The 22,746-nt window shown below is 36.7% G+C and carries 23 protein-coding genes and 4 pseudogenes; 10 read left to right on the top strand and 17 right to left on the bottom strand.

Translation table 11 applies throughout. From position 1 onward, the window contains the following. Nucleotides 1-691: 691 nt before the first annotated feature. The 8 genes and pseudogenes from IPH52_13170 to IPH52_13135 all read right to left on the bottom strand — a co-directional run bounded on the left by IPH52_13170 (nt 692) and on the right by IPH52_13135 (nt 4,288). On the bottom strand, nt 692-910 hold the full coding sequence (locus tag IPH52_13170; protein MBK7055976.1) for a hypothetical protein: 219 nt from the start codon (nt 908-910) through the stop codon (nt 692-694). Nucleotides 911-1,147: 237 nt separating this feature from the next. Then, nucleotides 1,148-1,306 carry a hypothetical protein gene (locus IPH52_13165; protein MBK7055975.1) on the bottom strand — a complete coding sequence of 53 codons (159 nt, stop codon included), beginning with the start codon at nt 1,304-1,306 and terminating at the stop codon, nt 1,148-1,150. Nucleotides 1,307-1,375: 69 nt separating this feature from the next. Next, nucleotides 1,376-2,711 (bottom strand): annotated as a pseudogene (locus IPH52_13160) (replicative DNA helicase). A 66-nt stretch (nt 2,712-2,777) separates the two neighbouring features. Continuing rightward, complete coding sequence (locus IPH52_13155) at nt 2,778-2,972, bottom strand: hypothetical protein (GenBank protein ID MBK7055974.1); 195 nt, start codon at nt 2,970-2,972, stop codon at nt 2,778-2,780. 58 nt (nt 2,973-3,030) lie between these two features. Continuing rightward, nucleotides 3,031-3,143: pseudogene (locus IPH52_13150) on the bottom strand (50S ribosomal protein L9 domain-containing protein). A gap of 26 nt (nt 3,144-3,169) precedes the next feature. Beyond that, a complete protein-coding gene (locus IPH52_13145) occupies nt 3,170-3,529 on the bottom strand; it encodes a 30S ribosomal protein S18 (protein ID MBK7055973.1) in 360 nt (119 codons plus the stop codon). A gap of 33 nt (nt 3,530-3,562) precedes the next feature. Continuing rightward, a pseudogene (gene ssb, locus IPH52_13140) lies at nt 3,563-4,005 on the bottom strand (single-stranded DNA-binding protein). A 4-nt stretch (nt 4,006-4,009) separates the two neighbouring features. After that, nucleotides 4,010-4,288: a 30S ribosomal protein S6 gene (locus tag IPH52_13135; GenBank protein MBK7055972.1), complete on the bottom strand. Its 279-nt coding sequence runs from the start codon at nt 4,286-4,288 to the stop codon at nt 4,010-4,012. Nucleotides 4,289-4,479: 191 nt separating this feature from the next. Here IPH52_13135 and IPH52_13130 point away from each other — a divergent pair, with 191 nt between their 5' ends. Beyond that, a complete protein-coding gene (locus tag IPH52_13130; protein MBK7055971.1) occupies nt 4,480-4,830 on the top strand; it encodes a hypothetical protein in 351 nt (116 codons plus the stop codon). An 11-nt stretch (nt 4,831-4,841) separates the two neighbouring features. Here the strand turns inward: IPH52_13130 and IPH52_13125 are convergent, their stop codons facing one another. From IPH52_13125 to IPH52_13115, 3 genes and pseudogenes are all read right to left on the bottom strand, one after another. After that, nucleotides 4,842-5,564 carry an adenylate/guanylate cyclase domain-containing protein gene (locus IPH52_13125; protein ID MBK7055970.1) on the bottom strand — a complete coding sequence of 241 codons (723 nt, stop codon included), beginning with the start codon at nt 5,562-5,564 and terminating at the stop codon, nt 4,842-4,844. Between the two features lie 61 nt (nt 5,565-5,625). Continuing rightward, nucleotides 5,626-5,955 (bottom strand): annotated as a pseudogene (locus IPH52_13120) (hypothetical protein). After that, nucleotides 5,913-7,856 carry a hypothetical protein gene (locus tag IPH52_13115; protein MBK7055969.1) on the bottom strand — a complete coding sequence of 648 codons (1,944 nt, stop codon included), beginning with the start codon at nt 7,854-7,856 and terminating at the stop codon, nt 5,913-5,915. Before IPH52_13115 ends, IPH52_13120 begins: the two are co-directional and overlap by 43 nt. 853 nt (nt 7,857-8,709) lie before the next feature. Between IPH52_13115 and IPH52_13110 the strand changes: the two genes are divergently transcribed. The 4 genes from IPH52_13110 to IPH52_13095 are packed head-to-tail and all read left to right on the top strand — an operon-like array spanning nt 8,710 to nt 11,037. Then, the gene (locus IPH52_13110) at nt 8,710-10,050 is read left to right on the top strand and encodes a hypothetical protein (protein ID MBK7055968.1); all 1,341 of its coding nucleotides are present in this window, start codon (nt 8,710-8,712) and stop codon (nt 10,048-10,050) included. Beyond that, nucleotides 10,047-10,364 (top strand): hypothetical protein, encoded by a 318-nt coding sequence (locus IPH52_13105; protein ID MBK7055967.1) that lies wholly within the window; start codon nt 10,047-10,049, stop codon nt 10,362-10,364. Before IPH52_13110 ends, IPH52_13105 begins: the two co-directional genes overlap by 4 nt. A gap of 26 nt (nt 10,365-10,390) precedes the next feature. Beyond that, entirely contained in the window at nt 10,391-10,642 is a 252-nt protein-coding gene (locus tag IPH52_13100; protein MBK7055966.1) for a type II toxin-antitoxin system Phd/YefM family antitoxin, read from the top strand. Next, complete coding sequence (locus tag IPH52_13095) at nt 10,639-11,037, top strand: type II toxin-antitoxin system VapC family toxin (GenBank protein MBK7055965.1); 399 nt, start codon at nt 10,639-10,641, stop codon at nt 11,035-11,037. Before IPH52_13100 ends, IPH52_13095 begins: the two co-directional genes overlap by 4 nt. A gap of 124 nt (nt 11,038-11,161) precedes the next feature. On the opposite strand, the gene IPH52_13090 is transcribed toward IPH52_13095, so the two are convergent. Both IPH52_13090 and IPH52_13085 read right to left on the bottom strand, forming a co-directional pair. After that, nucleotides 11,162-12,919 (bottom strand): SBBP repeat-containing protein, encoded by a 1,758-nt coding sequence (locus tag IPH52_13090; protein MBK7055964.1) that lies wholly within the window; start codon nt 12,917-12,919, stop codon nt 11,162-11,164. Nucleotides 12,920-13,011: 92 nt separating this feature from the next. Next, nucleotides 13,012-14,913: a helicase gene (locus IPH52_13085; GenBank protein ID MBK7055963.1), complete on the bottom strand. Its 1,902-nt coding sequence runs from the start codon at nt 14,911-14,913 to the stop codon at nt 13,012-13,014. A 368-nt stretch (nt 14,914-15,281) separates the two neighbouring features. Between IPH52_13085 and IPH52_13080 the strand changes: the two genes are divergently transcribed. From IPH52_13080 to IPH52_13065, 4 genes are all read left to right on the top strand, one after another. After that, nucleotides 15,282-15,521 (top strand): CopG family transcriptional regulator, encoded by a 240-nt coding sequence (locus tag IPH52_13080; protein MBK7055962.1) that lies wholly within the window; start codon nt 15,282-15,284, stop codon nt 15,519-15,521. 185 nt (nt 15,522-15,706) lie between these two features. Further along, the gene (locus IPH52_13075; GenBank protein ID MBK7055961.1) at nt 15,707-16,258 is read left to right on the top strand and encodes a hypothetical protein; all 552 of its coding nucleotides are present in this window, start codon (nt 15,707-15,709) and stop codon (nt 16,256-16,258) included. Beyond that, entirely contained in the window at nt 16,255-16,830 is a 576-nt protein-coding gene (locus IPH52_13070) for a hypothetical protein (GenBank protein MBK7055960.1), read from the top strand. Before IPH52_13075 ends, IPH52_13070 begins: the two co-directional genes overlap by 4 nt. 371 nt (nt 16,831-17,201) lie before the next feature. After that, a complete protein-coding gene (locus IPH52_13065) occupies nt 17,202-17,387 on the top strand; it encodes a hypothetical protein (protein ID MBK7055959.1) in 186 nt (61 codons plus the stop codon). A 422-nt stretch (nt 17,388-17,809) separates the two neighbouring features. Here the strand turns inward: IPH52_13065 and IPH52_13060 are convergent, their stop codons facing one another. From IPH52_13060 to IPH52_13045, 4 genes are all read right to left on the bottom strand, one after another. Further along, nucleotides 17,810-18,283 (bottom strand): transposase, encoded by a 474-nt coding sequence (locus tag IPH52_13060; protein ID MBK7055958.1) that lies wholly within the window; start codon nt 18,281-18,283, stop codon nt 17,810-17,812. Nucleotides 18,284-18,521: 238 nt separating this feature from the next. Beyond that, complete coding sequence (locus IPH52_13055; GenBank protein MBK7055957.1) at nt 18,522-19,181, bottom strand: 1-acyl-sn-glycerol-3-phosphate acyltransferase; 660 nt, start codon at nt 19,179-19,181, stop codon at nt 18,522-18,524. Beyond that, nucleotides 19,178-19,768, bottom strand: coding sequence for a hypothetical protein (locus IPH52_13050; GenBank protein MBK7055956.1), 591 nt, complete (start codon nt 19,766-19,768; stop codon nt 19,178-19,180). Before IPH52_13050 ends, IPH52_13055 begins: the two co-directional genes overlap by 4 nt. Nucleotides 19,769-19,780: 12 nt before the next feature. Beyond that, complete coding sequence (locus IPH52_13045; GenBank protein ID MBK7055955.1) at nt 19,781-20,878, bottom strand: hypothetical protein; 1,098 nt, start codon at nt 20,876-20,878, stop codon at nt 19,781-19,783. A gap of 312 nt (nt 20,879-21,190) precedes the next feature. Between IPH52_13045 and IPH52_13040 the strand changes: the two genes are divergently transcribed. After that, nucleotides 21,191-22,729: an ATP-binding protein gene (locus IPH52_13040; GenBank protein ID MBK7055954.1), complete on the top strand. Its 1,539-nt coding sequence runs from the start codon at nt 21,191-21,193 to the stop codon at nt 22,727-22,729. Nucleotides 22,730-22,746: the final 17 nt, after the last annotated feature.

Here is a 22,746-nt window from a genome sequence, read left to right as displayed (position 1 = left end):
TGTTAGCTCCAAACTTAAAAAGTGACTAACCCCTGTAAAATAAGCAAAAGAAAGTATTCTGTCAAAATCTGTGTCCTCGGATTTGATAAAAGGCAATTCTCTCTCCAAACAAAAGAAAATCTAATTTTCGTCAGCCCTAAATCAACGAAATCCATTGTCCGCGGAAATTGATAGCCTAAGTAAATAAAGCTTCGCAAAATCGGGAAAGAGAGCATTCACTTTTCGTAGAAATACATCCATCAACTTTGTGTCGGCTAACGAGCGTAAAACTTCCTTTGTGAGTCGGAGTGAGAAATATGGCAATCGAAGAAACTGGAAAATCAAATCCCTTTCACGGGGCTATTATTCATTTTGCTAAAATTAAATGACCATCCGCGGTGCTCTAGTTTATTCTCGTGCAATGTAATCTTTGTTGCGCGGCAATTAATACTTCTTTTTCTAGATAAATCCATCGTTAAAAGAAGAATCTACTCTCTCTCTTTGGATAATTTCTGGATATTTCGACACAATTTGGCATCGTGACGGAGTAGACGCTTACCCTATGAAGTTTCCCGAACAAGACAATATCTTCTTTTGTCGTCAATAAATGCATCGGACACCTTACCATCGTCAAGAGACTAACTCCAATACATTCACTAATAGCAGGACTACGGTTAAAAATTTCCAAAGGTAGAGTCCAGTCGTTGATACCCTATAGCTTGGTTTCTTGACCCCGCAATGAGAGAAAAGCATCTTTGTCTTTGCGAGCATCTTTTTTACTATTTATTTCTTCCTGAAATTCTTTGCTCTTCTGCATCGGAAGAATTTTCCAAACCAAACAAATCTCTCTGCATTTGACTTCGAATCCAACTTTGTTTGTTCTGATTATACCGGGATTGGATTTCTTGTTCTGTGAAGGCTTTATACTCACTCGAACTTAAGTAGCTGTCCCCGTTTAATTTGATAGGGCAAATCGTTTATCCAGATTTCGAACGGTAAACCGGTCTTTCCGCTATCAGCTTCTCAGTCCGCACGCGCTGATATCTGCTGAAACTTCATTAGTCGGTCTACTTCTGTTCAATGTTTTTCTCACCTGCTTGAATAGATTCTTGAAGTCGGCAGTAATATCTATGATGGCGCAGCAATTAGAAAATCAGGGACTTGTGTCTTAGATGAACCTTTTGAGGCTTTGCTTGTTTTTTTGTTTTTGCAGAGCTTTGTAGATTTCTTCCTCGTTCAAAGTCCAACTGAGAAATAGAAATCTTCCCACGATAACCATGATTCGATTGATTGACTCAGGTGCTGGTTCGAGTTTATTTGCACTCAATGGAACTGCTAGAACTACTAAGAGAGCATAAGAAGCTTGTTTTTAAAAGTTCATTTCAGTTTTATTTAGTCAAGGGTTGTTTTTTCTTAATTGTTTTTTACCGCTGCTGAGATTATCAAAGCGGCTGTATTCTGGGGTGAATGCTAGTTGAAAGCTTTTCGTTTGACCCGCGCGGTTTTTTGCGATAATGATTTCTGCCTTGTTCTTTTGGTCTTCTGGAATTTCATCTGGATCTTTGACTTTGTCTTCTCGATAAATAAACGCAACGATATCCGCATCTTGCTCAATGGCACCGGACTCTCGTAAATCAGACAATTGCGGTTTTGTTCTTGGATCTTTGCTCTACAGCTCGCGACATCTGAGAGAGTGCAATGATTGGACAGTTGACTTCTTTCGCCATTTGTTTTAAATTTCTAGAAATAGAGGCTACTTCTGTTGTCTGCCTTCTTTACTCCTGGATCATTCATGAGTTGCTAGTAATCGACTACTAGGAGAGAGGGGGTAGAGATTAACAACTGTCTAACTCTACTTTTAAATTCCCAAATCGAAAGTGCGCCTGCATCATCAATCCAAATAGGAGCCGATGTAACTTTTATAATTGAGTCGAGTAATTTCTTTGATCACTCGGATGTATGGCACCTGTTTTAATATTGAATTGATTCGCTTCTGCGCAAATCATTTTGATGGAGTAATTCCATGCGACTCATCTCAAGGAGAAAATAGCTACAATCTTTTTTCTTTGATTGCGACGTTAGACGCAATATTTAGGCAAATGTTGTTTTACCCAAACCGGGACGCTGCAATGATAATTAATTCGTGAGGCTTGAGTCCAGTGGTTACTTCATCTAAGCCGTCAAAATGAGTGCGAAGTCCACTCTCGTTGCTCCTTGGTTTCGCCATCAATTGAACATAGTCAATTAAATCAGCCTTGTCGTCTTTGACAAGCTTAAGCCCACGGGACTGGACTGCACGGGAAATCTTTGCAGCTCGCCTTCGATACGAGCAGAATAATCCTCGTTATCCTCTTGCTCTGCATTTATGTTTTCAATGGAGTCGCGAAGAACTTTGATATACTTTCCTGCGATCTGAATATTTCTTAATTCGCTTTGCATAATAGCTAAGAGGCTGAATGACAACAGCATCCTGATAGAGTGCAAAACATATTCCTGGTCTTTTGCTTCGTCGCGGAAACGAGAGTTTCTCGCAAGTGGTTGGTGAGTGAGATTGGGTCTATGGTGACTGACGCATCTACGAGTTCTCTCATAGATGCGAACATTCTTTGTGAAGATCGTTGATAAAATCTTCAGGCTCGATCTGTAGATCGTTTACGCTCGGCGACCCCTTTAAAGTATAGAAGCTAAAAGGACTTTTCAGACTCTAACTCATAAAGAGGATCGGAGTTCATACGACTACTCTGATTTTTCTACTTTGATTTTGATGCTAGATGTTACTCCATCAGCAAGTTTAACTTTTAGCCCTGGTAACTACCAAGTGCTTTGATGTGTTCAGGAATTTCAATCTTACGTTTGTCGAGTTCGATTCCTTCTTTCTTGAGCGCATTTGCAATATCGAGGGAAGTAACAGATCCAAATAGTTTGTCGTTTTCACCGACTTTTACAAGGATTACTAGTTCTTTGCTTTCGATTGCCTTTGCAATTTCTTGCATAGATTTAACGCGTTTGTCTTTTGACAGCGGCTAATTTGCGTTGGTGCTCAATAACTCTTTATAAACCTTCGTTTTATCGAATAGCAAGTCTATTTGGAAGAAGAAAATTTCTTGCATAACCATCAGCAACTTCTTTTGATCGCCAGCATCGCCTAAGTTGGAAACGTCTTTTGTAAAATAACTTTCGTGTGGTTACCTTATATTACTCTAAATGGTAAGAGAGAAATAGATCTTGCTTTTTGATTTCTCTTACTAATTGTCTTTGGTGTTTCCGCACAAGTGCCTGTGATTCTTCTTGGAAGAATTTTACCACGGTTAGTGATAAATCTTTCTAGCATATCAACTCGTTTGTAGTCAAGTGTAGCTGCAAGAGTTTTATCAGCGCAGAATTTACAAACTTTGCGTTTGTATTTTGCGTTTTTCTTTGGGTATTTTCCTTCGCCATCTTTTCCGGGGAAGTTTTTATCATCATCTTCATCATCTTCGTCGCGTTTATTATAGATCTTTTCTTTGATTGGGTAGTCTTGTTGAATGTCTTTGTTGTCTAGTTCTGACATAGTATTAGTCCTTTTATTCTTGGTATTAAGTTGTTAAAAAACGGAATCGTCTTCGTTGATATCTGAGGCATAACCGGGATCATAGGCTTCCATAGGAACTTCTTGTTGGGAGTAAGAGCTATTAGCCCCTCCACCACTACCACCGCCAGTGTTGCCACCGAGGAGTTGGAAGTTTTCGACTCTGATTCTGACTTTGCTATTTTTCTTTCCATCGGGAGCATCCCAAACAGATTGTTGCAGTCTGCCTTCTATGGCAAGTTGTTTGCCCTTAGTCGCATATTGCTTTTAGCACGTCAGCTAACTTTCCCCATACATCGCAATCGAAGAAATGAGTTTCCTCTTTTTTTCTCCGTTTGAAACATAGGTTCTGTTCGTCGCAAGACTGAAATACAAACCGATGTGCCGCCGACGGTTTTAATTTCTGGATCTCTTGTGAGTCGTCCAATGAGAGTAACCCGATTTAGGTCATTTGCCATAAGATTATGCCTTGATGACGAGTGCTTTTAGGATGTTTTGGTTGAGCAAAAATTCACGCTCAATCTTTTCGATGGACTTTGCATCTGCTTTACACTTAATATGTGTGTAAAATCCAGATTCATGGCCTGCAATTGCATACCAGAGCTTTTTGATTCCCCAGTCTTCTTCGGAAGTGATCTCAGCAGAATATTTTGTTAAAATATCCTGAATGGCTTTTTTAGTTTCGTCTATGAGTGACTGAGAGCCCTCAGCAATGATAGACGTAATTTCATACGCTCGCATAATTGTCTCCTTTGGGTTAACCCTTAGTTCTGTTAAAGTCCACTTTCGCGAGAAATAGACACAGTAAGAGTAGAAGTATTTAGATTTTATGTCAGACTAAATCGACAATGACTAGCGTCAAGAGATTTGTAGCACAATAGTTTATGCATTTCTTTTCGAATCCATGAGTCTAAAGATTAGGGGAGGCGGATATGAAACTTCCAAATAGTTTGCAACCAACTCTAATCGCAATCGGGATTTTAATCCTATTCAATTGTGCAAGTCTCGAAAGAGACTACAACGACAGAGTAGATTACTACCAGAATAGGAATTACTATAATCAATCTTATCCTATAGCCAATATCCTTACGATTCAGGTTATCGAAATTATGGATATGGAGGCTATGGGCAAACCAATGTCCGGGGCAGTAGTCAATCCTCATTTTAATGTTCCAAAATTTCATTCTTTTGGTCCTAGTCACCATCATGGAGGATTCGGTGGCTTCGGTCATGGACACCATCACGGCGGATTTGGTCATGGGCATCATGGGGGAAGAAGGTAGGCTTCTAAATGTTAGTCGCAAAGTAAATAAGTCTCCATGTTTCCTTTGCCTTTGATTTCCATGACTCCTCTTGATTCAAATTGGTATTTGTCTTTCACTAAGTTGTAAGTGCTTTCTGTTACATGGATTCTTCCTGGAACGCCGTGTGATTCCATACGACTGGCAGTGTTTACAGAGTCGCCCCAGAGATCATAAATGAATTTATGGGTTCCGATAACGCCTGCAACTACTTCGCCTGTATTTATTCCAATTCGAATCGCAAGAGTTGTCTGATACATTTTATTAAAATCGTCGATAGCGGATAACATTTGTTTTGCGACTTCGATCATGATGGAAGCATGATCCGTAGTAATTTCTGGTAAGCCAGCAACTACCATATAGCAGTCTCCAATTGTTTTGATTTTTTCTACTTTTAAATCAACTGAGATTTTATCAAAGCGACTGAATAAATCGTTTAACTTAGAGACTAACTCCCAGGGATTTACAGTCTGAGAAAGCTTTGTAAATCCAACAATGTCAGCAAATAATACAGTGACCTGTGCGAATGAGTCTGCGATATTTGATTCTCCATTTTTCAAACGCTCTGCAATGTTTTTCGGGAGGATATTTAGAAGTAGCCGCTCGGATGTTTCTTTCTCTGCAAAGAGTTCCTTGGTTCTGATTTGAACGAGTGCTTCTAGTTTTAGGTTTTCTTGTTTTATCTGATAGACTCGAAGGGTATAGACACCATACATTAAACCAAACGCAAGTAGAGTCAGGAGTCATGAAGCGCCAATCAAAATAAAAGGGTGGGGCGATTCTAATATTAATTTCGTGAAAGGCTTCGTTCTTGAGCTTATCGTTGTTTGCCCCTCTAACTTTAAAAATATGTGTCCCGTGGGGAAGGTTGTAGTAGGTTTTGGTTCCACTACTTTGTATGGAAGAAGGATTCTGTTCTATTCCATTTTGAATGTGAACAAACTCATATTCATTGTTCTCCGGTGCGACTAGACTTAACGAGGCTGCATCAAATTGAATTGTATTCTCGTGGTGCTCTAATTCATTTTTTGGGAAATCATAACTAGGAGTTTCTTTATTGATTTTTATTTTAGTAAAATAAACATTAGGTATTTTATCATTTTTAATTTCAGTATTGTGCGGACAATGGAAAGTCCTTCGCTCGTTCCTATATACGCATAATCTTCATCAGCCGCACTGGAATTAAAATTACAAAAATCTCCAGCTAGTCCATCATTCTTATTGTATAGAACGGCTTTTTTCCCTTCTATGTAGTGAACTAATCCTTTGCTAGTTCCAATCCAATAACCTTCGGGTTCTTTCTTATCTTTTGTATTCCTATAAGGAAGGATACTCACAATTTGCCCGTCCGGTAGTTCATTTTCTTTGGTTAGCACAAATGTAATAACATCGTCTTTGTCGATTACAAGTTTATCATCTCCAATGAGGAAATGCTTTTCGGAAATGGGAAGAAATACCTGAATCTTGTTTAATTTATTATTATCTTTTATGTATCTATCTTTCTTAAACACAGTAATAAATTTATTGTTATCCTTATTTAGTTTTAAGATTCGCTCTGAGCTTTGTAGATAAAGATTTTTTTGATCTAGGCTTTGAACGATTCTCCAGAATACTTCTCTCGTTTTTTCGTCATTGTAATCAATCCTGGTTTGTTCATTTATATTGAGTAAATTGATTCTTCTAATTTTTTTCCCTTCCGAAACATACAGCGCGTCTTTAAATTTATCCATTGAATATACGGCTTTAATTGGCTTTTCGAGTTCTTTCGTAAAAATTTCGTATTGATAGATTGAATTCCCCTGTAAATAAAATAAACCACTTTCCGATCCAAACCAAATTCTTCCGTAGTCATCTTCTACAATAGCTCTGATTTTAATGAGCGACTTATGGTTAGTAGCCTCCAGTATAGATGTAAATTTACCATTTTCAAATTTTGTAACATTTGTTTGAGTTCCAAGCCAAATTCTATTTTTAGAGTCCTTTATAATAAAGCGTATATTCGGATCATTTAAGCCCTGCTTTATCTCGGAAAACTTTGTGATTTTATTATGATAGTATTTTTTTAAGCCGGAGCCATAGGTTCCAACCCAAATCGTATTTTCTTTATCAATAAAACAGGAATTTACATTTTTGATATTCCCCTGAGTATAATGCTTGTCTTCTTTAAGAATGGATTTTTCTAATTGGGAAAGAAAGGATAATTCTTTTGCGCCACTATTCCTATTCTCGCAAATTAAATATCGATGTGCAGGATTGAGTTTATCATAAGGACGATAAATTTCTCCTTCTTCCTTTTCTCCAATAGGGGAATAATGGTATAATCCGCGATTTCTATACGAAACAATAATTCTATTTTCGTTTGATTCGGATTCAATTTCTTCATTGATTCCAATTATATCTTCTTTTTCAGAAATTAATTTATATTTCTCTTCTTTTAGCAAAACGATAAATAGACCTTCTTTCTTAGTTCCAACCCAGATAGATTCATTGCTTGCCTTGTATATGGATTGGATTGACTTGTTGTCTTTTTTTGTTATTTCAATTCCTCTTATTTCTTTTTCTTTGATTCGGAAGAGTCCATCTGTGGTTCCGATTAGAAAATTATTCTTATCAATTTTGGCAATAGCTCTTATGTCTTTATTTTCAAGATCTTTTAAGAATGGGAATTCATTTTGATCGGAAGAAATTTTTCCATTTCTTATAATGGTAAGTCCGAGTTCTGTTCCCACCCAGACATCATCGTTGTCTTTGTCTGCAAAAACAGTGCGGACAGCGTCAAAGGATAATCCATCTTTCATAGTATAGGTTCTGAATTCACGACCATCATAGCGACTGATTCCGCCGTAGGTTCCAATCCATAAGAATCCATTCTTGTCTTGATCTATGGAACTAACGATATTATTAGCCAGTCCGTCTGTAGACGAATAGGTTTTAGAAATATATCCTTTTTTAATTGGATCTGCGAATAAGGAAAGAGTGAATAGAAAGAATAAAAATAAATAGTGCATGAATCCAATTCACAAGAGTTCAAATTTTAGGATAGCAAAAATCGAACTTTTAAGAGAGTTCACAAAGATCACTGCGAAAAAACCCAATAAATTCAAGGTTATTTATGAAGCCTGCACCATTTAGAGTAATTTTTAATATTTAATTTTACTCCAGTCTATGTCTCCCATCTTACTATAAAGAATTTCATTCTTGGAATTTAGAATGTAAGTAGTGGGGATGGCTTGGATTTCGTATTCGTCAAACGATTTGGGAAGAGTGTAGAAATGGAACGGATACTTGTATTTATCCTTAAATGGTTTTCTTTGGCAGTTCTGCCAAATCGCAATTCGCCGCAGTTTCTTTTGATGGCGAGTTCGATATAATCGTAACGCATTCTCTGGTAGATCGCATACTCTTGATTTAACTCATAGTGAATCCCTACATAGTTGGCGTCTAGAATAGAATTAAAAATAAATGAAGAGCTAAATCCAACTGGCTCAGAACCTAGAAAAAATCCTTTAATGATAAAGTCACTGCCTAGATTTCGTTTTAAATTTACAAAGGATTCTGCATTGAGGGAGCCGAATTGGAAAGAAGAGTTATGATAATTAGACTCAACGAAAGGATTAAAATTGTTTGTATCTTTGTCTAGCTTAGTTTTCTGTCAAAAATCTTTTTGTAATTTTTTTTAAGTGCTATTTATTAATAGTTTTGCTTGACATCGATTTTTTAAAGCGTTTAACCTATAAGGAAGAAAAGATATCTTTTAATTTGGAAGTCTGATATACTATGAAAGTCTTTCTTTCTTTATTACTACTAGCGTTCGGGTTGGCATGTTTGGATAAAAGTCCAAAGTTAAAAACGATTTTTTCTTTGCCTAACAACGCCTCTACCGTTTCGCCAACACCAATCCCAACTCCTGTGCTTTCTAGTTCGAAAGATCTAAAGAGTTTTCAGTTTCTTAAAATTTCTCCACCTGTTACTGCTACGATTTCTGGATCGAGTATAACGGCTGTTTTACCTTCCAGTGTATCTCTCACTAATTTAGTAGCAACTTTAGACACGACGGCTAATTCTATTTATGCGAATGGAGTTTTACAAAGCAATGGAAATACGACTAATGATTTTACAAGTCCAGTTACCTATTCTCTTGTTGCAGAAGATGGGTCTAAGGCGGAATACACTGTGACTTTGACAAATTTGGGTTATAGTATTTTAGGAAGTGCGGGAGTTGTCAATGTAACCGGTCTAACTGCTTCTGATACTCCACTGGAGATGTATTATGATACGAGTGGAAATTCCTTTAAGACATTCGACAATAATACAAAAATCGGCGCAATATTACCGAATAATACAAATTTTGCGCTGAGCTTCAAATCTCAACCTACGGGTAAAGTCTGTGCTCTTTACGGAGGAACCCTTTCGGGAACATTAACAGCGGATGTAAGTTTTACAGTGAATTGTGTTGGCGGGTATCTAGTAGGTGGAAAAGTCCTTTCTACTCTTTCCACCTTTACGATTGCGGCTAACGCAGCCAGTGTTACAACAGTAGCTGGTTCGCTTCCGACAACTTCGAATTCCGGCTATGTAGATGGTGTTGGTGGAACTGCGCGGTTTAATATTCCTCTCGGCGTGACTTCGAATGGAAAAGATTTATTCATTGCAGACTCTGGCAATCACTGCATTCGAAAGTATGAAATTGCGACAGGAAGTGTAACCACTGTAGCAGGACTGTGCGGGACTTCGGGAACGTTAGACGGAACAGGAAGTGCGGCAAGATTTAATTTTCCGATTCAAATTTCAACTGATGGAACCAGTTTATTTGTATGCGATAGAGCAAACAATATGATTCGCAAAGTCGATATTAGCTCCACGGCGGTAACTACATTAATTGGACTAGGAGGAGCCTCAGGAGATGCAATTGGAGTTGGAAGTGTTGCTAGAATTAATTTCCCAAATGGAATTACTACAGATGGAAATTATCTTTATATTAGTGATAGAAATAATAATAAGATTAAAAGGTATCTCATTTCTTCTGGAGTTGTAACTTTAATGGCGGGAGACGGAACTACCGCTGCTGTAGATAGCACTAACGGTATAACGGCAAGTCTCAATAGACCCTGTGATTCTGTATCCGTTGGAAATTATTTATATGTTGTAGAATGTGGAAGCAATATATTGCGTAAGATTAATATGAGCGCTCCTTTGCAGTGACAACAATCGCAGGAAGTGGAGTAGCAGCCTCAACAGATGGAATTGGACTTGTGGCAGAATTCAATGAACCGCACGGAATCGAAACAGACGGAGTGAATCTATTCATAACAGAATACACAGGACAAAAAATTCGCAGAGTAAAAATTTCTAGTTTCGATGTAGTTACCATTGCAGGGGCTAATGGCTACCAGGACGGAACAGGAGCATCTGCACTTCTTGGAAATCTAGGTGGAATAACATCAGACGGAACTCGTTTGTATTTTGTTGATGCTTCAAACCATGCGCTACGAAGAATTGATAACGCTGCAGATTGAAAGTAAAAAAATGTTTACTTTTTGAAATGACCACTTATAATAGACATATGGAAGATTATACGATTACTGAATTCAAACAAAACTGTTTACGTTTACTTGATGACAAGAGAGGATTTTCTAAACCAATACTTGTTCATAAGCGAAATAAACCAATTGCTTATTTAGTTCCAGTTTCTCTTTGGAAAAAGACAAAACAATTAAGCCTTAAGGGCAGTGTCAAGATTCATAGTAATAAATTGGAAGAAATCTCTTTTTCTGATCAATGGGAAAACCTTTGAAACTAATACTTAATACTCATATTTTTATTTATTATATGAACGGTAGTAAAATGCCTACGCGTATTAAAGTCGCTATCGAAAATGCAAAAGAAGTTTTGTTATCCACCATCACCTCTTGGGAAATATTTATGCTTGCTAAACACGGGCATATTACTCTTAGCCTCCCGCCGATTCAATGGTATGATAGCGCAATTGCTGAATCAGGATTTAAGGAAATTCCTATCTCTTCTAAGATTTCGAATATCGCAGTAAACCTAAAATGGGATCACAAAGACCCTGCTGATAGATGGATTGTAGCCACTGCAATTTCCGAAGGGGCAACGCTTGTTACCCTCGATAGGAAAATTCTGGCGTTTAAGAAAGTAAAGGCTCTTAGTTTAAAAAAAGATAAGTGAAATTATGGAAAAGATCAGTGATATTTCAGAAATGATCAGTGATGTTTTAAAAAAGATCAATGATGTTTTTGCAATGCAAAGGGGATTCTTGAAAGTTTAGTTAGATATTATTTATTCGTAGACTTTAGATTTTATTGAACAAATCGAGTGATGAATAAGGATTGTTTTGGTTTGGTTGATTGGTTGTTCCACCTAAGTCTCCGGTGGTTGTTCCGGCTCCATACATTGTATTGTTAGAATCAAATGTGACTCCTTGACCAACCGTTGCAGCACCAGCAGCACCAATTAGCTTTGTCCATTTTACTGTATCAGAAAGTAAATCGTATTTCATAATAAACATATCTTGTGTGCCATTCAAGGTTTCTCCATTTAAATTGCCACTTGTTTCACCCGTAATATAAATATTGGATCCTGAAAGTGTGATTGCATACGCTTTAGTATTCGTTGCACCAGCTACTCCATAGACTTTAGTCCATTGCCTGATTCCAGAAGAATTGAATTTAATTAAGTAGGCATCATTGTTTGAACCAGAGGAATTTTTGGAGATTCCGTCAAATGTAGTCGAAGTAAAATAACCAGCTACATAAATATTGTTAGATGAATCAATTGCTATTCCAAACCCAAAGCTTCCTGTACCGTTTACACTTCCACAAGTTGAATAAGACATGCTTGAATTAAAAATAAAAATGGCTGAACTTGCTATAGCATTTGTTGTTCCACATCTAGTTGTAGTCTTAGTCATTCCTGCTACGATAATATTACCGTTAGGCGAGATAGCTATTCCATAACCTTCTATACCATCACCTCCGGGGCTTGTTGCTAATCCATCTGTTCCCTGCCAGATTCCATTTGTATTATGCTTGACAATGAATAAAGAATTACCGCCGTTCGGATGGCTAAATGAATCTAGACTAGATCCATTCTTATAACCCGTTACATAAGAGTTTGCTGATCCATCAACAGCTATTGCATTGCCAAACGTAGATGCATTTCCTCTTAGCTTAGTCCATTGCTTTGTGCCATTTGTATTGTATTTACTCACAAATAAATTTGCAGAGCCTACGAGAGTATTTCCATCTAGATTACCCTGTGTATAGCCTGATAAATAAACATTGCCACTAGCATCCATTCTAGTTCCTTGCGGAATCGTGTCCGCACCTGCAACTCCTAACATTTGAGTCCATGATCGAGTTCCATCCAAACTATACTTACTAATAAACAAAGCCTGATTTGCAGGAGCAGGACTTGTAACTCCGTCCATATTACCCATTACATTTCCGGATAGGAAAAGACTTGTGCTAATGGAAGTATTATCTACTACTAAGCTTCCTGCATTTACGCCCACATCTTGTCCACTTACCCCACTAATCACCGTCCAAACATTTTCCCCCGTCCCCAAAACTTGCAGAGGAACGGTAAACGTAGTGTTGCCGCCAGGATTAATGGCAGTCACTGTAAAGTTCGTAAGTGGAAAGGGAGCACTTCCGACTGGCGGTGAACAGGTAATTACCCCCGTTGTTGCATCGAAGGTTACTCCCGGTGGTAGAGTAGAAGGAGAAATAGTCCAAGAGGAAACGGTGCCTGTGATAGTGGGGCTAATGACTGTTGTGTTTCCGGGAATGAGCTTTGATTGAAGGGCTGTTACTGTGTAGGCAAGATTACTCGGGGGAGCAGGAATTGTGGCCGTTGTGGGAGTGTTTGTTGTGGGCGTTGTGGTTGAAGTGGAATTAGTTCCACTTGCAACGGTTGAAATTCTTACTCCACTGACTAATGCGGTTGTTGCACTGCCGCTTTGTGAGCTTACGTCAAAAGGAGACTTTTTTGCTTTTAAACAGAAAGAGAAAATAAGTAAGATTAGAACTGTAATTCTATTTGAGCCCATGTAGGGTATAACAATTCGGAAATAACTTTTTGCAATTAATTTTCTGTTTTATTCTAAATCTCACAACTAAAAATAGCGAGTCCCTATTTATCTTATATTTTCTTGTATTCTAACTTGAGTTCTTTCAAAGAATACACGCGCTTAGCCGGAGGTAGAGCGTCTAAGACTTGTTTCCCGTAATTTTTTGTTTGCAGTCGTGGGTCTAGAATCGATACAATTCCCGTATCTGTCTTAGACCGAATCAATCTACCAAAGCCCTGTTTAAGTGTGAGGATTGCTTGAGGTAGTTGCATTTCCCCAAAAGGATTTCCGTTTTTCTTTTTGATTTCTTCCATGCGTGCCTCAAGGACAGGCTCGTTCGGGGGTTGGAAGGGAAGCTTGGTTATGATGACTGATTTGAGTTTTTCACCTTTGATATCAATGCCCTGCCAGAAAGTAGAAACTCCGAATAATACCGAGTTGTCGGTGGCTAGAAATTCTGCCTTTGCTTTTTCGGCTCCCATTTCTTTTTGAGAGAAGATGGGATAATCAGAAGTATCCACAATTGCATCGTAGACAGTCTGTAAAGATTTAAAAGAAGTAAATAATACAAATGCATTTCCCTCGGTTAAAGCAAGTAGCATAGGGATAAGCTTTGAAATATCATCGTGGTATTCGTCGGGCTCAGTTGCAGGGTCACGGACATTTTTAGGAAGATAGATTAGACAATTCTTTGCATAATCAAAGGGAGAGGCTAATATCAATTCGTTTGCTTCTAAGTTGCCAATTTTACTTTTGAAAAACTTAAAGTCTTTTTTCCCACTCGATAGAGTAGCCGAAGTCAAGATCATATTTTCTAATTTAGGACGTAGTTTTTCTTCGATGATTTTTTCTGGATACATCGGTTGCATGAAGATTTTTAAGAACTGCTCTTTTTTTCTTTCTTCGGGCGGCTCTACCCAGACAACCATTTCCTTGTCTTTGTTGTTTCTAAACTGCTCTAGAACTTCGCCTGTCTCATTTAATTTTTTTACAGACATTTCCAAATCAAGAATCATTTCTTTGTCGGTCATATCATCTGATTCTTTGTTGTAGGACTTCTTCACAATATCAAGCTTATCCGCTAGAATATAAAGTAGACCTTCTAAGACCCCATCATCTAAAGTGAATTTCTTTTGAATTCTTTGAGCGTTAAACGACATAGGAACTTCAGAGTAGAGCTTGTTAAAAAACACAATGATCGACTTATTGATATTACCCACTATTTCTAGGCATTTTTCTCGTAAAGCTGTGTCCTGGATTTTATGAATTAATCCCTGTCTTCTTTCGGTTCCACCTACAAAACTAATTAGCTTAGAAATATCTTCGTAGCTTGCTTTAAGCCCAAAGGATTTTCCCAATACATCGGGAAAGCTATGAGCCTCATCTATGATTAGATTGGAAAAATCAGGTAGTAATTTAAAGTCTCCCGCAATGTGAGCGGCTAATAGATAATGATTGACGATGAGTATATTTGCCTTATTCCATTTTTCTTTTTCTAAAAAATAAAAGGATTCGTTAAAATTAGGACATCTTCTACCGAGACAATTATCCGAGTCCCGCGTAACCTGTGACCAGAATTCATTTGAGGCAAATCCGCCGTATTCGGACTTGATGCCTGATATAGTTTCGCTTTCCCATTCGTAAAATGGCTTTAAGTGGTCTGTCATTTCGATAGGAAACGTTCCACTCGATATTACATTGCCCAATTTGCGTTTGCAAACATAATTGTTTGCGCCTAACGCTACTTCTGCAATGACTTTCTTTCCTAATATTTTAGAGACCAAAGGAACATCTTTAGCGATGAGCTGATTTTGTAGTGCGATTGTCTCTGTGGAGATAACAACGGGTATCCCGTTCTCCAAAGAAAACACAGCAGCGGGTAATAGATAGGCAAGACTCTTTCCAACTCCTGTTCCTGCTTCTACAAGCAAATTCTCAGTGGTCTGAAATGCCATCTCGACTGCTTCTGACATTGCAATCTGTTCTTTTCTGAATTCGAACTCATTCCATTTCTTTCCAATCTTATTTGCGAAAATGGATTTTATATCATGGTCTTCTTGCAATTTTTTATCCTTCGAGTCATTTCATTATATCAGCATTGGCATTCAATTAAAATATTTCAATATCCATTGATGCCTGTCTGGACTTGCATCATAACTTAATAAGAAACTGATTACCACCGATTACACCGATAAAAGAACGATATGGATGATTTATAAAAAGTTGTGAATATTTCAGAACTATTGTATCTTTCATCGGTGATCAAGGAAGTAATTTTTGCGAGAAGGTGGTATTCCAGAATGCACTTGACATTTACATACAAATGATTACATTTGCATACATGACACATACAGTATCTATACGAATGGATAAGAGTCTTTACCAATCTCTAAGCAAGGTTGCCAAAGCAAACAAAAGAAGTATTTCTAATTACATAGAATATGCAATGGAGCGTTTTCTTTTGGAAGAATCTTTTGTAAGCGATGAAGAAATAACAGAAATTCTAAGTCATAAGGAATTCGCTTCGAATGCCAAGGCTACGAGAAAGCAAATTAAATCCAAGGAAGTTCGATTTGTCTGAATTTTGCATCGGCAAATTTCGATTATTCTTTACTGTTGATTGAAATGAGAAAATTATCTATATCACAGATTTACAACTTCATAAAGATGCTTATTAGTAAAACTATGAATTAGATTTATGGGTATTCTCCCTAATGGCGGATAATACCTATTGACTTCCCAAAATTTTTTAGCGATATTGGAAGGATGAAATTAATCACTCTACCGCTGACATTTTTATTATTCGTAATTTTAAATTGTCGTTCGATGCCGCCTACTTCCAATCTAAGAATTCCAGAAAAACAAAAGAAGAAAATTGCAAAAACAATTATTATTGACCGAACTACTATTCCTGTATTAGAAGGCGAGGAACGAAAAGATATAGAAGATGAATTAACAATGAATATTAGAGATTTTTTAGAAGAGGGAAATTTCTTCGACCGAGTTTTGTTGTTTACTGAAAAGGATTCGAGTTTGAAAAAATATGAAAGTTTCCAATTTCATTTCTTAAAGTATTCGCATGAGCATAGGTTTCCAGAAGCAGGAAGTAAGAAAGCAAAAGAGTATTTCCATTATGATTGTATTCTTACAGTGACAAATGAAAAGAATAAAATACTCTACCGAATTCAGAAAAACTTGGAGCAAGAAAAAACAGTTCGATACTCAAATGGTATGCCCATTCCACATTTGGGGGACACTCGAACAGATTTAGTTACTGAAATTCTCAATGAATACAAAATAGAGCGTGTAAGTAAATGAAACAAAAATACTTCTTACTCCTATTTGTGAATTTACTTTTTGTGAAATGTGTAGTGTTTCATAATTATAATCCGAAGCCTACTGACGTAGAATTTACTGATAATGTAGGATCATCTAAGTCCATTCTTGTCAATATAAAGCAAAAACTTTTTTATAATGGGGATGCTCGAGATTTGTATCCTGGATCTGAGAAAAAACTAAGAAAGAAATTTGCCAAAACTTTGAAAGAAAGTTTTTTATTTAGCGAAGTGAAAACAGGTCTCGATGTCGCAGAAATAAATCTACGTATCGAAATCGAAGATAAGGTAGAAATAGACGATTTTTCTTCGCTATCCTATGTAACTTTTTATTTTTTCCCGGCATATACTACGGATAATATTACTCTTACTTTTCAATTTAGGAATAATAAGACAATGCTTGTTCATGAGTATAAAAGGCAGATTGTGCAAAAAATATTTATTCATCTATTTTTAATTCCAGTCACACCATTTTATTTTTTGAGTAGAGATACTTACGAACTGGTTACTAAATCCGTTTTATTCGAAGCTGATCGAGATGGAGTTTTTAGATGAATATTTTTCGTCTGCGGATAATTTCAATTATCTTCCTGATTTTAAATTTCTTCTTTCTTTCAAACTGTGCCAGTCTTCAAAACTATTTTATCAATCGGGGCAATGATTTAAAGGATATAGTTCATATTGGAGTAGAATGGGGCCCATTGATCAATTGCTGACAACTGCGCAATGGGGGGGTGGATTAAAAGCTAAAAACATCAATTCGATTATAGTAAAGAAAATCATCCCTGTGAAATAAAAATTTGTTTGGCAATGGAATGCTTGGGAGAAAGGAAATTTCCATATATGGCAATTCATTTTTAATAATAAACACTAATTTTCATGAACCTATTACAATTACTAATAGAACTAAATTTAAATCAGTATATATGAAAATGTATATAAATCCGGGAGTCGGTAAGCAATACACATTAATTTATGAATTTAACCCTAAAGAAGACAATCGAGGGGATTATATCATTTTGCCGGTAGAAATTTCTATTGGAATGTATCTTGGTATTCGACTTGGTTTTAATTTTTCAGAACTTGCTGATTTTATAGTCGGGTGCCCTTAGGTGATGTATAGCTGAATACCTCAACCCGCCAGCTAGATAAGATTGAGAACAACGACACACCAGCAGATAAATGAAATAAAACGCCAATCTGAAAAATTTTTTAAGACGTGATAAGAATCACACGAACAATTAAGAAAAGAAACAGTAGCTTGAGAAGCAAAAAAGGACGGAAAATGGAAATTCCAAAAAGCCAACCGATTGAAAAATCTACCTTTGAAGAGGACGTAGAGTGAGGAGGCTTAAAGGTGAGTTAAGACCCCCGTAGGGAACGGTTTGAAACCGTTCCGTAAATCTTTGCACAAACCAAAAATAATAAAAAGACATTTCTTACATTTTCAAATAAAAATCGTTAAAGAGAATAATTCCAATTACTCGTTATTTGTAATCCATTGTCGTTAAACGGAACGGTTTCAAACCGTTCCCTACGTTGTGGGAAGGATTAATTGATCGTTCCAGTTTCGGGGATTGTTTAGTATGTATGTTCGAATGAGAGAATATTCTCTTTCGTTTCTTATGATTCGGTCGTAATAGGATTTTTGCCATTGGAATTTTTCTTTAGGATTTGTTTCATTGATTCTTCGAGAGGAAAATGTTTTAAACCCACGAATAACTTCTGATAATGGTTTAGCAGGTGTTATTTTGTTTTCTATAATATGAATAATTCCATGCACATGATTTGGCATAATAACAAATTCACTTAGCTCGATATTCTTATAATGATTTGGTAAATCTACCCAGGTATGATTTACAATTTTTCCAAGTTCATTGAGTTCCATTGAATCCTTAATAATTTCTCCAAATGTGCAGACCATATTCTTTACACATATTGTGATAAAATAAGCTCCAGCGGCAGAATAATCGTAACCGGAAAGACGATTTAGTTTTCTCTCTTGCATAGGTTCTGGGTATTTCCTGTTACGTTATTTCCAATCCATTAACGCCGTAGGGAACGGTTTGAAACCGTTCCGTAAATCTTTGCACAAATCAAAAGAACAAAAAGACTCTTTTAGCATTTTGAAAAAGTCCCCCGTAAAAAAAGCATCATTGAAGAGGATAAATTCTATTACCTGTTATTTGTAATCCATTGTCGTTAAACGGAACGGTTTGAAACCGTTCCCTACGTTTTGGGTGTGGTTATTCTTCCTTAGCCGTCTGCATTGGAAATGTATACTCCAAATTAGAAAGTGCAGCAAGCTCTTTCATTTTTTCGTGGAGGTAGGCTTCTGGCGAATCGTCTTTTGTGAAGTAGGCGACTTTACCGATGCGAATCGTTACGCTTGTTCTCCATTTCTCGTGACCGTATTCGAAACCGACACAGATGATTTGCAGAGGCTTCTCAGGCTTACCCGCTAAAACTCTAAAGCCTGGCACTTTTCCTTTTCCCATTTTCCATGGGAAGAAAGTTTGTTCTGGAAAAATACACATGACTTGGTCGTGGTGTAATACGTGTTTGGCAAAGGTGAAGCTTTCTTTTGTCTTCTCTGGATTTTTTCTATCAATTGGAATTCCACCGCACTTCAATAGATAACCAAATAAATAAGGAATATTGAGCGTATCTTTCATGATACACCAAGCCCTTCTTCTTGACTTGGCGTAGATGGCAGCGCACCCGAGGGGAATATCATTTAGCCGCTGGTGCTTGGCTAATACAATTAAAGATCCTGTCTTTGGGATATTCTCTCCGCCTTCTACTTTTATCTTGTAGAATAAACGCAGCAGGATACTGCCGAAGAAATAAATGCTGAGTGTTGCAAACCAGGTTTGTCCGGGGTGTTTTTTTGATCTAAGTTTCAATTGGGTATACTCATCCTATAAATTTGGTCTTTGTAGATTAGGTTTAAATCAGGGGTAAATTTGCTATTACCTTTTGTGAATAATTCTGTGAAGGCTTTTTTCTTTTTGCGGTGAAAGAATGTATCGCAAGTAGCTGTCTTTTTCATTTCTTTTTCTTCGATTAATAGAGAAAAGAATTCTGTGCTCTTGGGAGTAATTTTTTTAATCGGCAATTCGTATTTCTTTTGTAGACATTCTTCTTTTTCTTCTGTTGTAAGAGTCAATACAACTCGCATATCTGCTTTCGGAAATGCGTTATCCGCCGTGGTAGTGTTTTTTACAAATAGAAAATAGCTAGTTGATTCAGGGCTTGATTCGTTGGAACGAGTAAAGTAGGCTTCTAGTTCTTCAACCTGGATTTTATTGGACGGTTTAAAAGTAGAGCTCAAATTTTGATCTTGAAAGATTACAAACAATACAAACATTATTCCGATGATGTTCGCCAGGATGATATATTGCATCAAAGGCTTTTTTTTAGATTTTAGATTGAAGCTATCTAAGTATTGTCTTAGCTCTTCCGGTGATCTTGAGTGGTATCCGCTTCCCATTTTATCTATCCTTTAATTCCAAGAGTATAATTCCAAATACCCGGCACTTGTCTTAACAGAGTATACATTGTCGTTTTCATCCATATAAGTCTCTCGCCAATTGAGCCGCGGAGAAGGAAATTGCAGGCGTTTATTGTTGATATGATTTCCATCTTTATCGTGGACTTGTAGTTTAACGCTTTCTCCCTTGTTCTCTGTTTCCCAGATAAAAAATTCTTTGCTCGTATTGACAGAAAAAAGAATTTCGGAAGGGTATTGCAATTCTTTTAAGAGAGCTTCAGGCTCGATTGCGTTTAGTGCATATTTATAAATTCTTCTAAACTTAAAACGAGAGTCTTTTTTCCCAATGAAGCTAAAAGAGACTAACGCGTATTCGCCGTCTTTATGAGGAATGATAGTGTCTAGTTTTATTTTGTAGTCTACGGAATCAGGTCCTGTAAAGATGGAAAGATTTCCTTCTTTGATCGTTCCTACAAGTTCATCGTTTACATAGTAATTAAGTTGCATCTGCTCTGCAAATTTGTGATATACGGCTAATCGGTTTTTGTCGAAGGCGTAGAGACTTTCAATATAGCGAAACGGCTCTGAGTTTTTTCCAGAGACTCCGATGATAGAAACCATTTTTCCTTTGCTATCCATATGGAGTAGGTAAGAGGCGATGCTTTCTTTTTCTTTTGTGTCGAAATAACCTGAATTTTTTGCAAAGCTATTTTCTTTTGCAATCTCTCCCGCGGACACGTTAGACGAAATGCGATTTTGAATGAATAGATCATCTTCACTGCTAACAGCGAGTAGCCCGATATTGCCCAGTTTTTGATTTAGAACTTTTATTTTTAAATTATTCTTAGAAGGCACATTTCCAATGATAAAATCTAAGTCTCCGTCATTTCCGTATACTTTTACATAGGAGTTGTTATAGTCTGTGATATATAGTCTGTTTGCGTTGATTGGAATTCGAAAGGGAATGTTAATCAATGCGTTGTTTACTATTTGTCCATCGACTTCTGTTAGGTCGGTGCCGATTTTAATTTTTCCGAGTAGGGTTGGTTTTAGATTGTCAATCTTGAATCGGACACAGTTGGTGAGAAGTAGGATTAACAGAATTGTCATTCCCGAAATCTTTAATCGGGAATCTCTTGTGAAAAAATGGCAACGGTTTTGATTCGGGGAAGTTTGGTATTTATTGAATGAAAACATTTTACTGGTTATCTATTTATTATCAGAGTGCGTTGTTGTTAAGATTTTGCCAACGATTTATTGACTGCGACTGGTTTGATAAATATCAAGTAACACAGATCCCCGATAGAAAATTTCGGGGATGACAGCTATAAAACTCACAATATTATTAGTAAGAAGAATCGACTTTGGTTGTCAAACATCTTTTCATCTTGACAAACGACTCGAAAAATCAATTCTTAACTTGTGAAGAAACTTCCAATCGGGATTCAGACATTTTCCGAAATCATTCAGGAAAAATACTATTATGTAGATAAAACAAAAGTTCTCTCTAATCTTGTGGAGGCTGGAAAATACTATTTTCTGTCTCGCCCACGGAGGTTTGGAAAGAGTCTTTTTTTGGATACTCTAAGGGAAGCTTTCTTAGGGAATAAAGAATTATTCAAAGGGCTCTATTTAGAAGAAAACTGGAATTGGAATAAAAAATATCCCGTGATTCGTATCGACTTCGGTAGTGGAGTTCTTCGAGACAAAAATATTTTAGATATTGTGATTGGTGAAATACTCAGAGAGCACTGCGAAAAAGAATCTATCGAATTAAAAAATGAAACTATCTCTGGAAGATTTAGAGAACTCATTATGGGACTCGAACAAAAATATTCCGAGAAAGTGGTGATCCTTGTAGATGAATATGATAAACCAATTCTAGATAATATTGCAAATAAAGAAGTAGCAAGAGAGATGCGCGATGGTCTTCGAAATATTTACTCCGTGATTAAGGGAGCCGATGCATTTATCAAATTTGTTTTTATTACAGGAGTTTCCAAGTTTTCGAAGGTGAATCTTTTTAGTGGACTGAATAATCTTCAAGATATTACTCTAGATGAACGTTATGCGACAATCTGCGGCTATACAGAAAAAGAATTATCTGTCTTTGATGAAATGCTTTTAGATGTAAACAGAGAAGATTTGAAGCAATGGTACAATGGTTACAATTTTCTAGGAGATAAAGTTTATAATCCTTTTGATATCCTTTTGTATTTAGACAGTAAAGAATTTAAAAATTACTGGTTTGAAACGGGTAATCCCTCTTTTCTCCTCGAATTAATTAAAGAGAATCAATACAATGCAATTAATATGGAGCATATTCAGGTTACTCAGGAAGAAATGGGAGCTTTTGATGTAGATAGCATTGAGCTAGAAGTGTTACTCTTTCAGACTGGCTATTTAACAATTGTAAAAAAAGAAAGAGTCTTAGAAGAAATTATTTATACATTGGGATTTCCGAATATGGAAGTCAAGATGAGTTTAACATCTATTATCCTAAGCTCTATTTCAAATATTGGGAAGAAAACAAACAAAATCAAATTTGCCTTTTACGAAGCTCTAAAGAAAAATGATTTAGCAGAGTTAAAGAATATTTTCTATTCCTTCTATGCTTCTATTCCACATGATTGGTATAGAAATAATACAATTGCTAATTACGAAGGGTATTATGCATCTATTTTCTATTGCTATTTTACTGCAATCGGTCTTGATGTAAGAACAGAAGATGTGACAAACAACGGGCAAGTGGATATGACTGTATTCTATGCTGGAAAAGTTTATGTGATAGAATTCAAAGTCATCGAACTAACACAAACAGGCTCCGCCCTTGCGCAAATCAAAGAAAAAAAATACTACGAAAAATACATTTTACCAAATCAAAAAGAAATCTATTTAATCGGCGTAGAATTTTCTCGCGACACACGTAACATCACAAACTTTGAATATGAAAAGTTGTAAAAGCATTACTATAATTC

The organism is Leptospiraceae bacterium (assembly GCA_016708435.1).
Taxonomy (GTDB): Bacteria; Spirochaetota; Leptospiria; order Leptospirales; family Leptospiraceae; genus UBA2033.
Note: the sequence above shows the minus strand (reverse complement) of the source record. Positions and strands in the feature narration are given on the sequence as shown.

Coding starts and splice junctions, on each gene's coding strand:
- IPH52_13155 (MBK7055974.1), bottom strand. CDS start 2,972: ATGCAAGAAATTGCAAAGGCAATCGAAAGCAAAGAACTAGTAATCCTT.
- IPH52_13145 (MBK7055973.1), bottom strand. CDS start 3,529: ATGTCAGAACTAGACAACAAAGACATTCAACAAGACTACCCAATCAAA.
- IPH52_13135 (MBK7055972.1), bottom strand. CDS start 4,288: ATGCGAGCGTATGAAATTACGTCTATCATTGCTGAGGGCTCTCAGTCA.
- IPH52_13130 (MBK7055971.1), top strand. CDS start 4,480: ATGAAACTTCCAAATAGTTTGCAACCAACTCTAATCGCAATCGGGATT.
- IPH52_13125 (MBK7055970.1), bottom strand. CDS start 5,564: ATGTATGGTGTCTATACCCTTCGAGTCTATCAGATAAAACAAGAAAAC.
- IPH52_13115 (MBK7055969.1), bottom strand. CDS start 7,856: ATGCACTATTTATTTTTATTCTTTCTATTCACTCTTTCCTTATTCGCA.
- IPH52_13100 (MBK7055966.1), top strand. CDS start 10,391: ATGACCACTTATAATAGACATATGGAAGATTATACGATTACTGAATTC.
- IPH52_13090 (MBK7055964.1), bottom strand. CDS start 12,919: ATGGGCTCAAATAGAATTACAGTTCTAATCTTACTTATTTTCTCTTTC.
- IPH52_13085 (MBK7055963.1), bottom strand. CDS start 14,913: ATGTCAGAAGCAGTCGAGATGGCATTTCAGACCACTGAGAATTTGCTT.
- IPH52_13080 (MBK7055962.1), top strand. CDS start 15,282: ATGACACATACAGTATCTATACGAATGGATAAGAGTCTTTACCAATCT.
- IPH52_13075 (MBK7055961.1), top strand. CDS start 15,707: ATGAAATTAATCACTCTACCGCTGACATTTTTATTATTCGTAATTTTA.
- IPH52_13070 (MBK7055960.1), top strand. CDS start 16,255: ATGAAACAAAAATACTTCTTACTCCTATTTGTGAATTTACTTTTTGTG.
- IPH52_13065 (MBK7055959.1), top strand. CDS start 17,202: ATGAAAATGTATATAAATCCGGGAGTCGGTAAGCAATACACATTAATT.
- IPH52_13060 (MBK7055958.1), bottom strand. CDS start 18,283: ATGCAAGAGAGAAAACTAAATCGTCTTTCCGGTTACGATTATTCTGCC.
- IPH52_13050 (MBK7055956.1), bottom strand. CDS start 19,768: ATGGGAAGCGGATACCACTCAAGATCACCGGAAGAGCTAAGACAATAC.
- IPH52_13045 (MBK7055955.1), bottom strand. CDS start 20,878: ATGACAATTCTGTTAATCCTACTTCTCACCAACTGTGTCCGATTCAAG.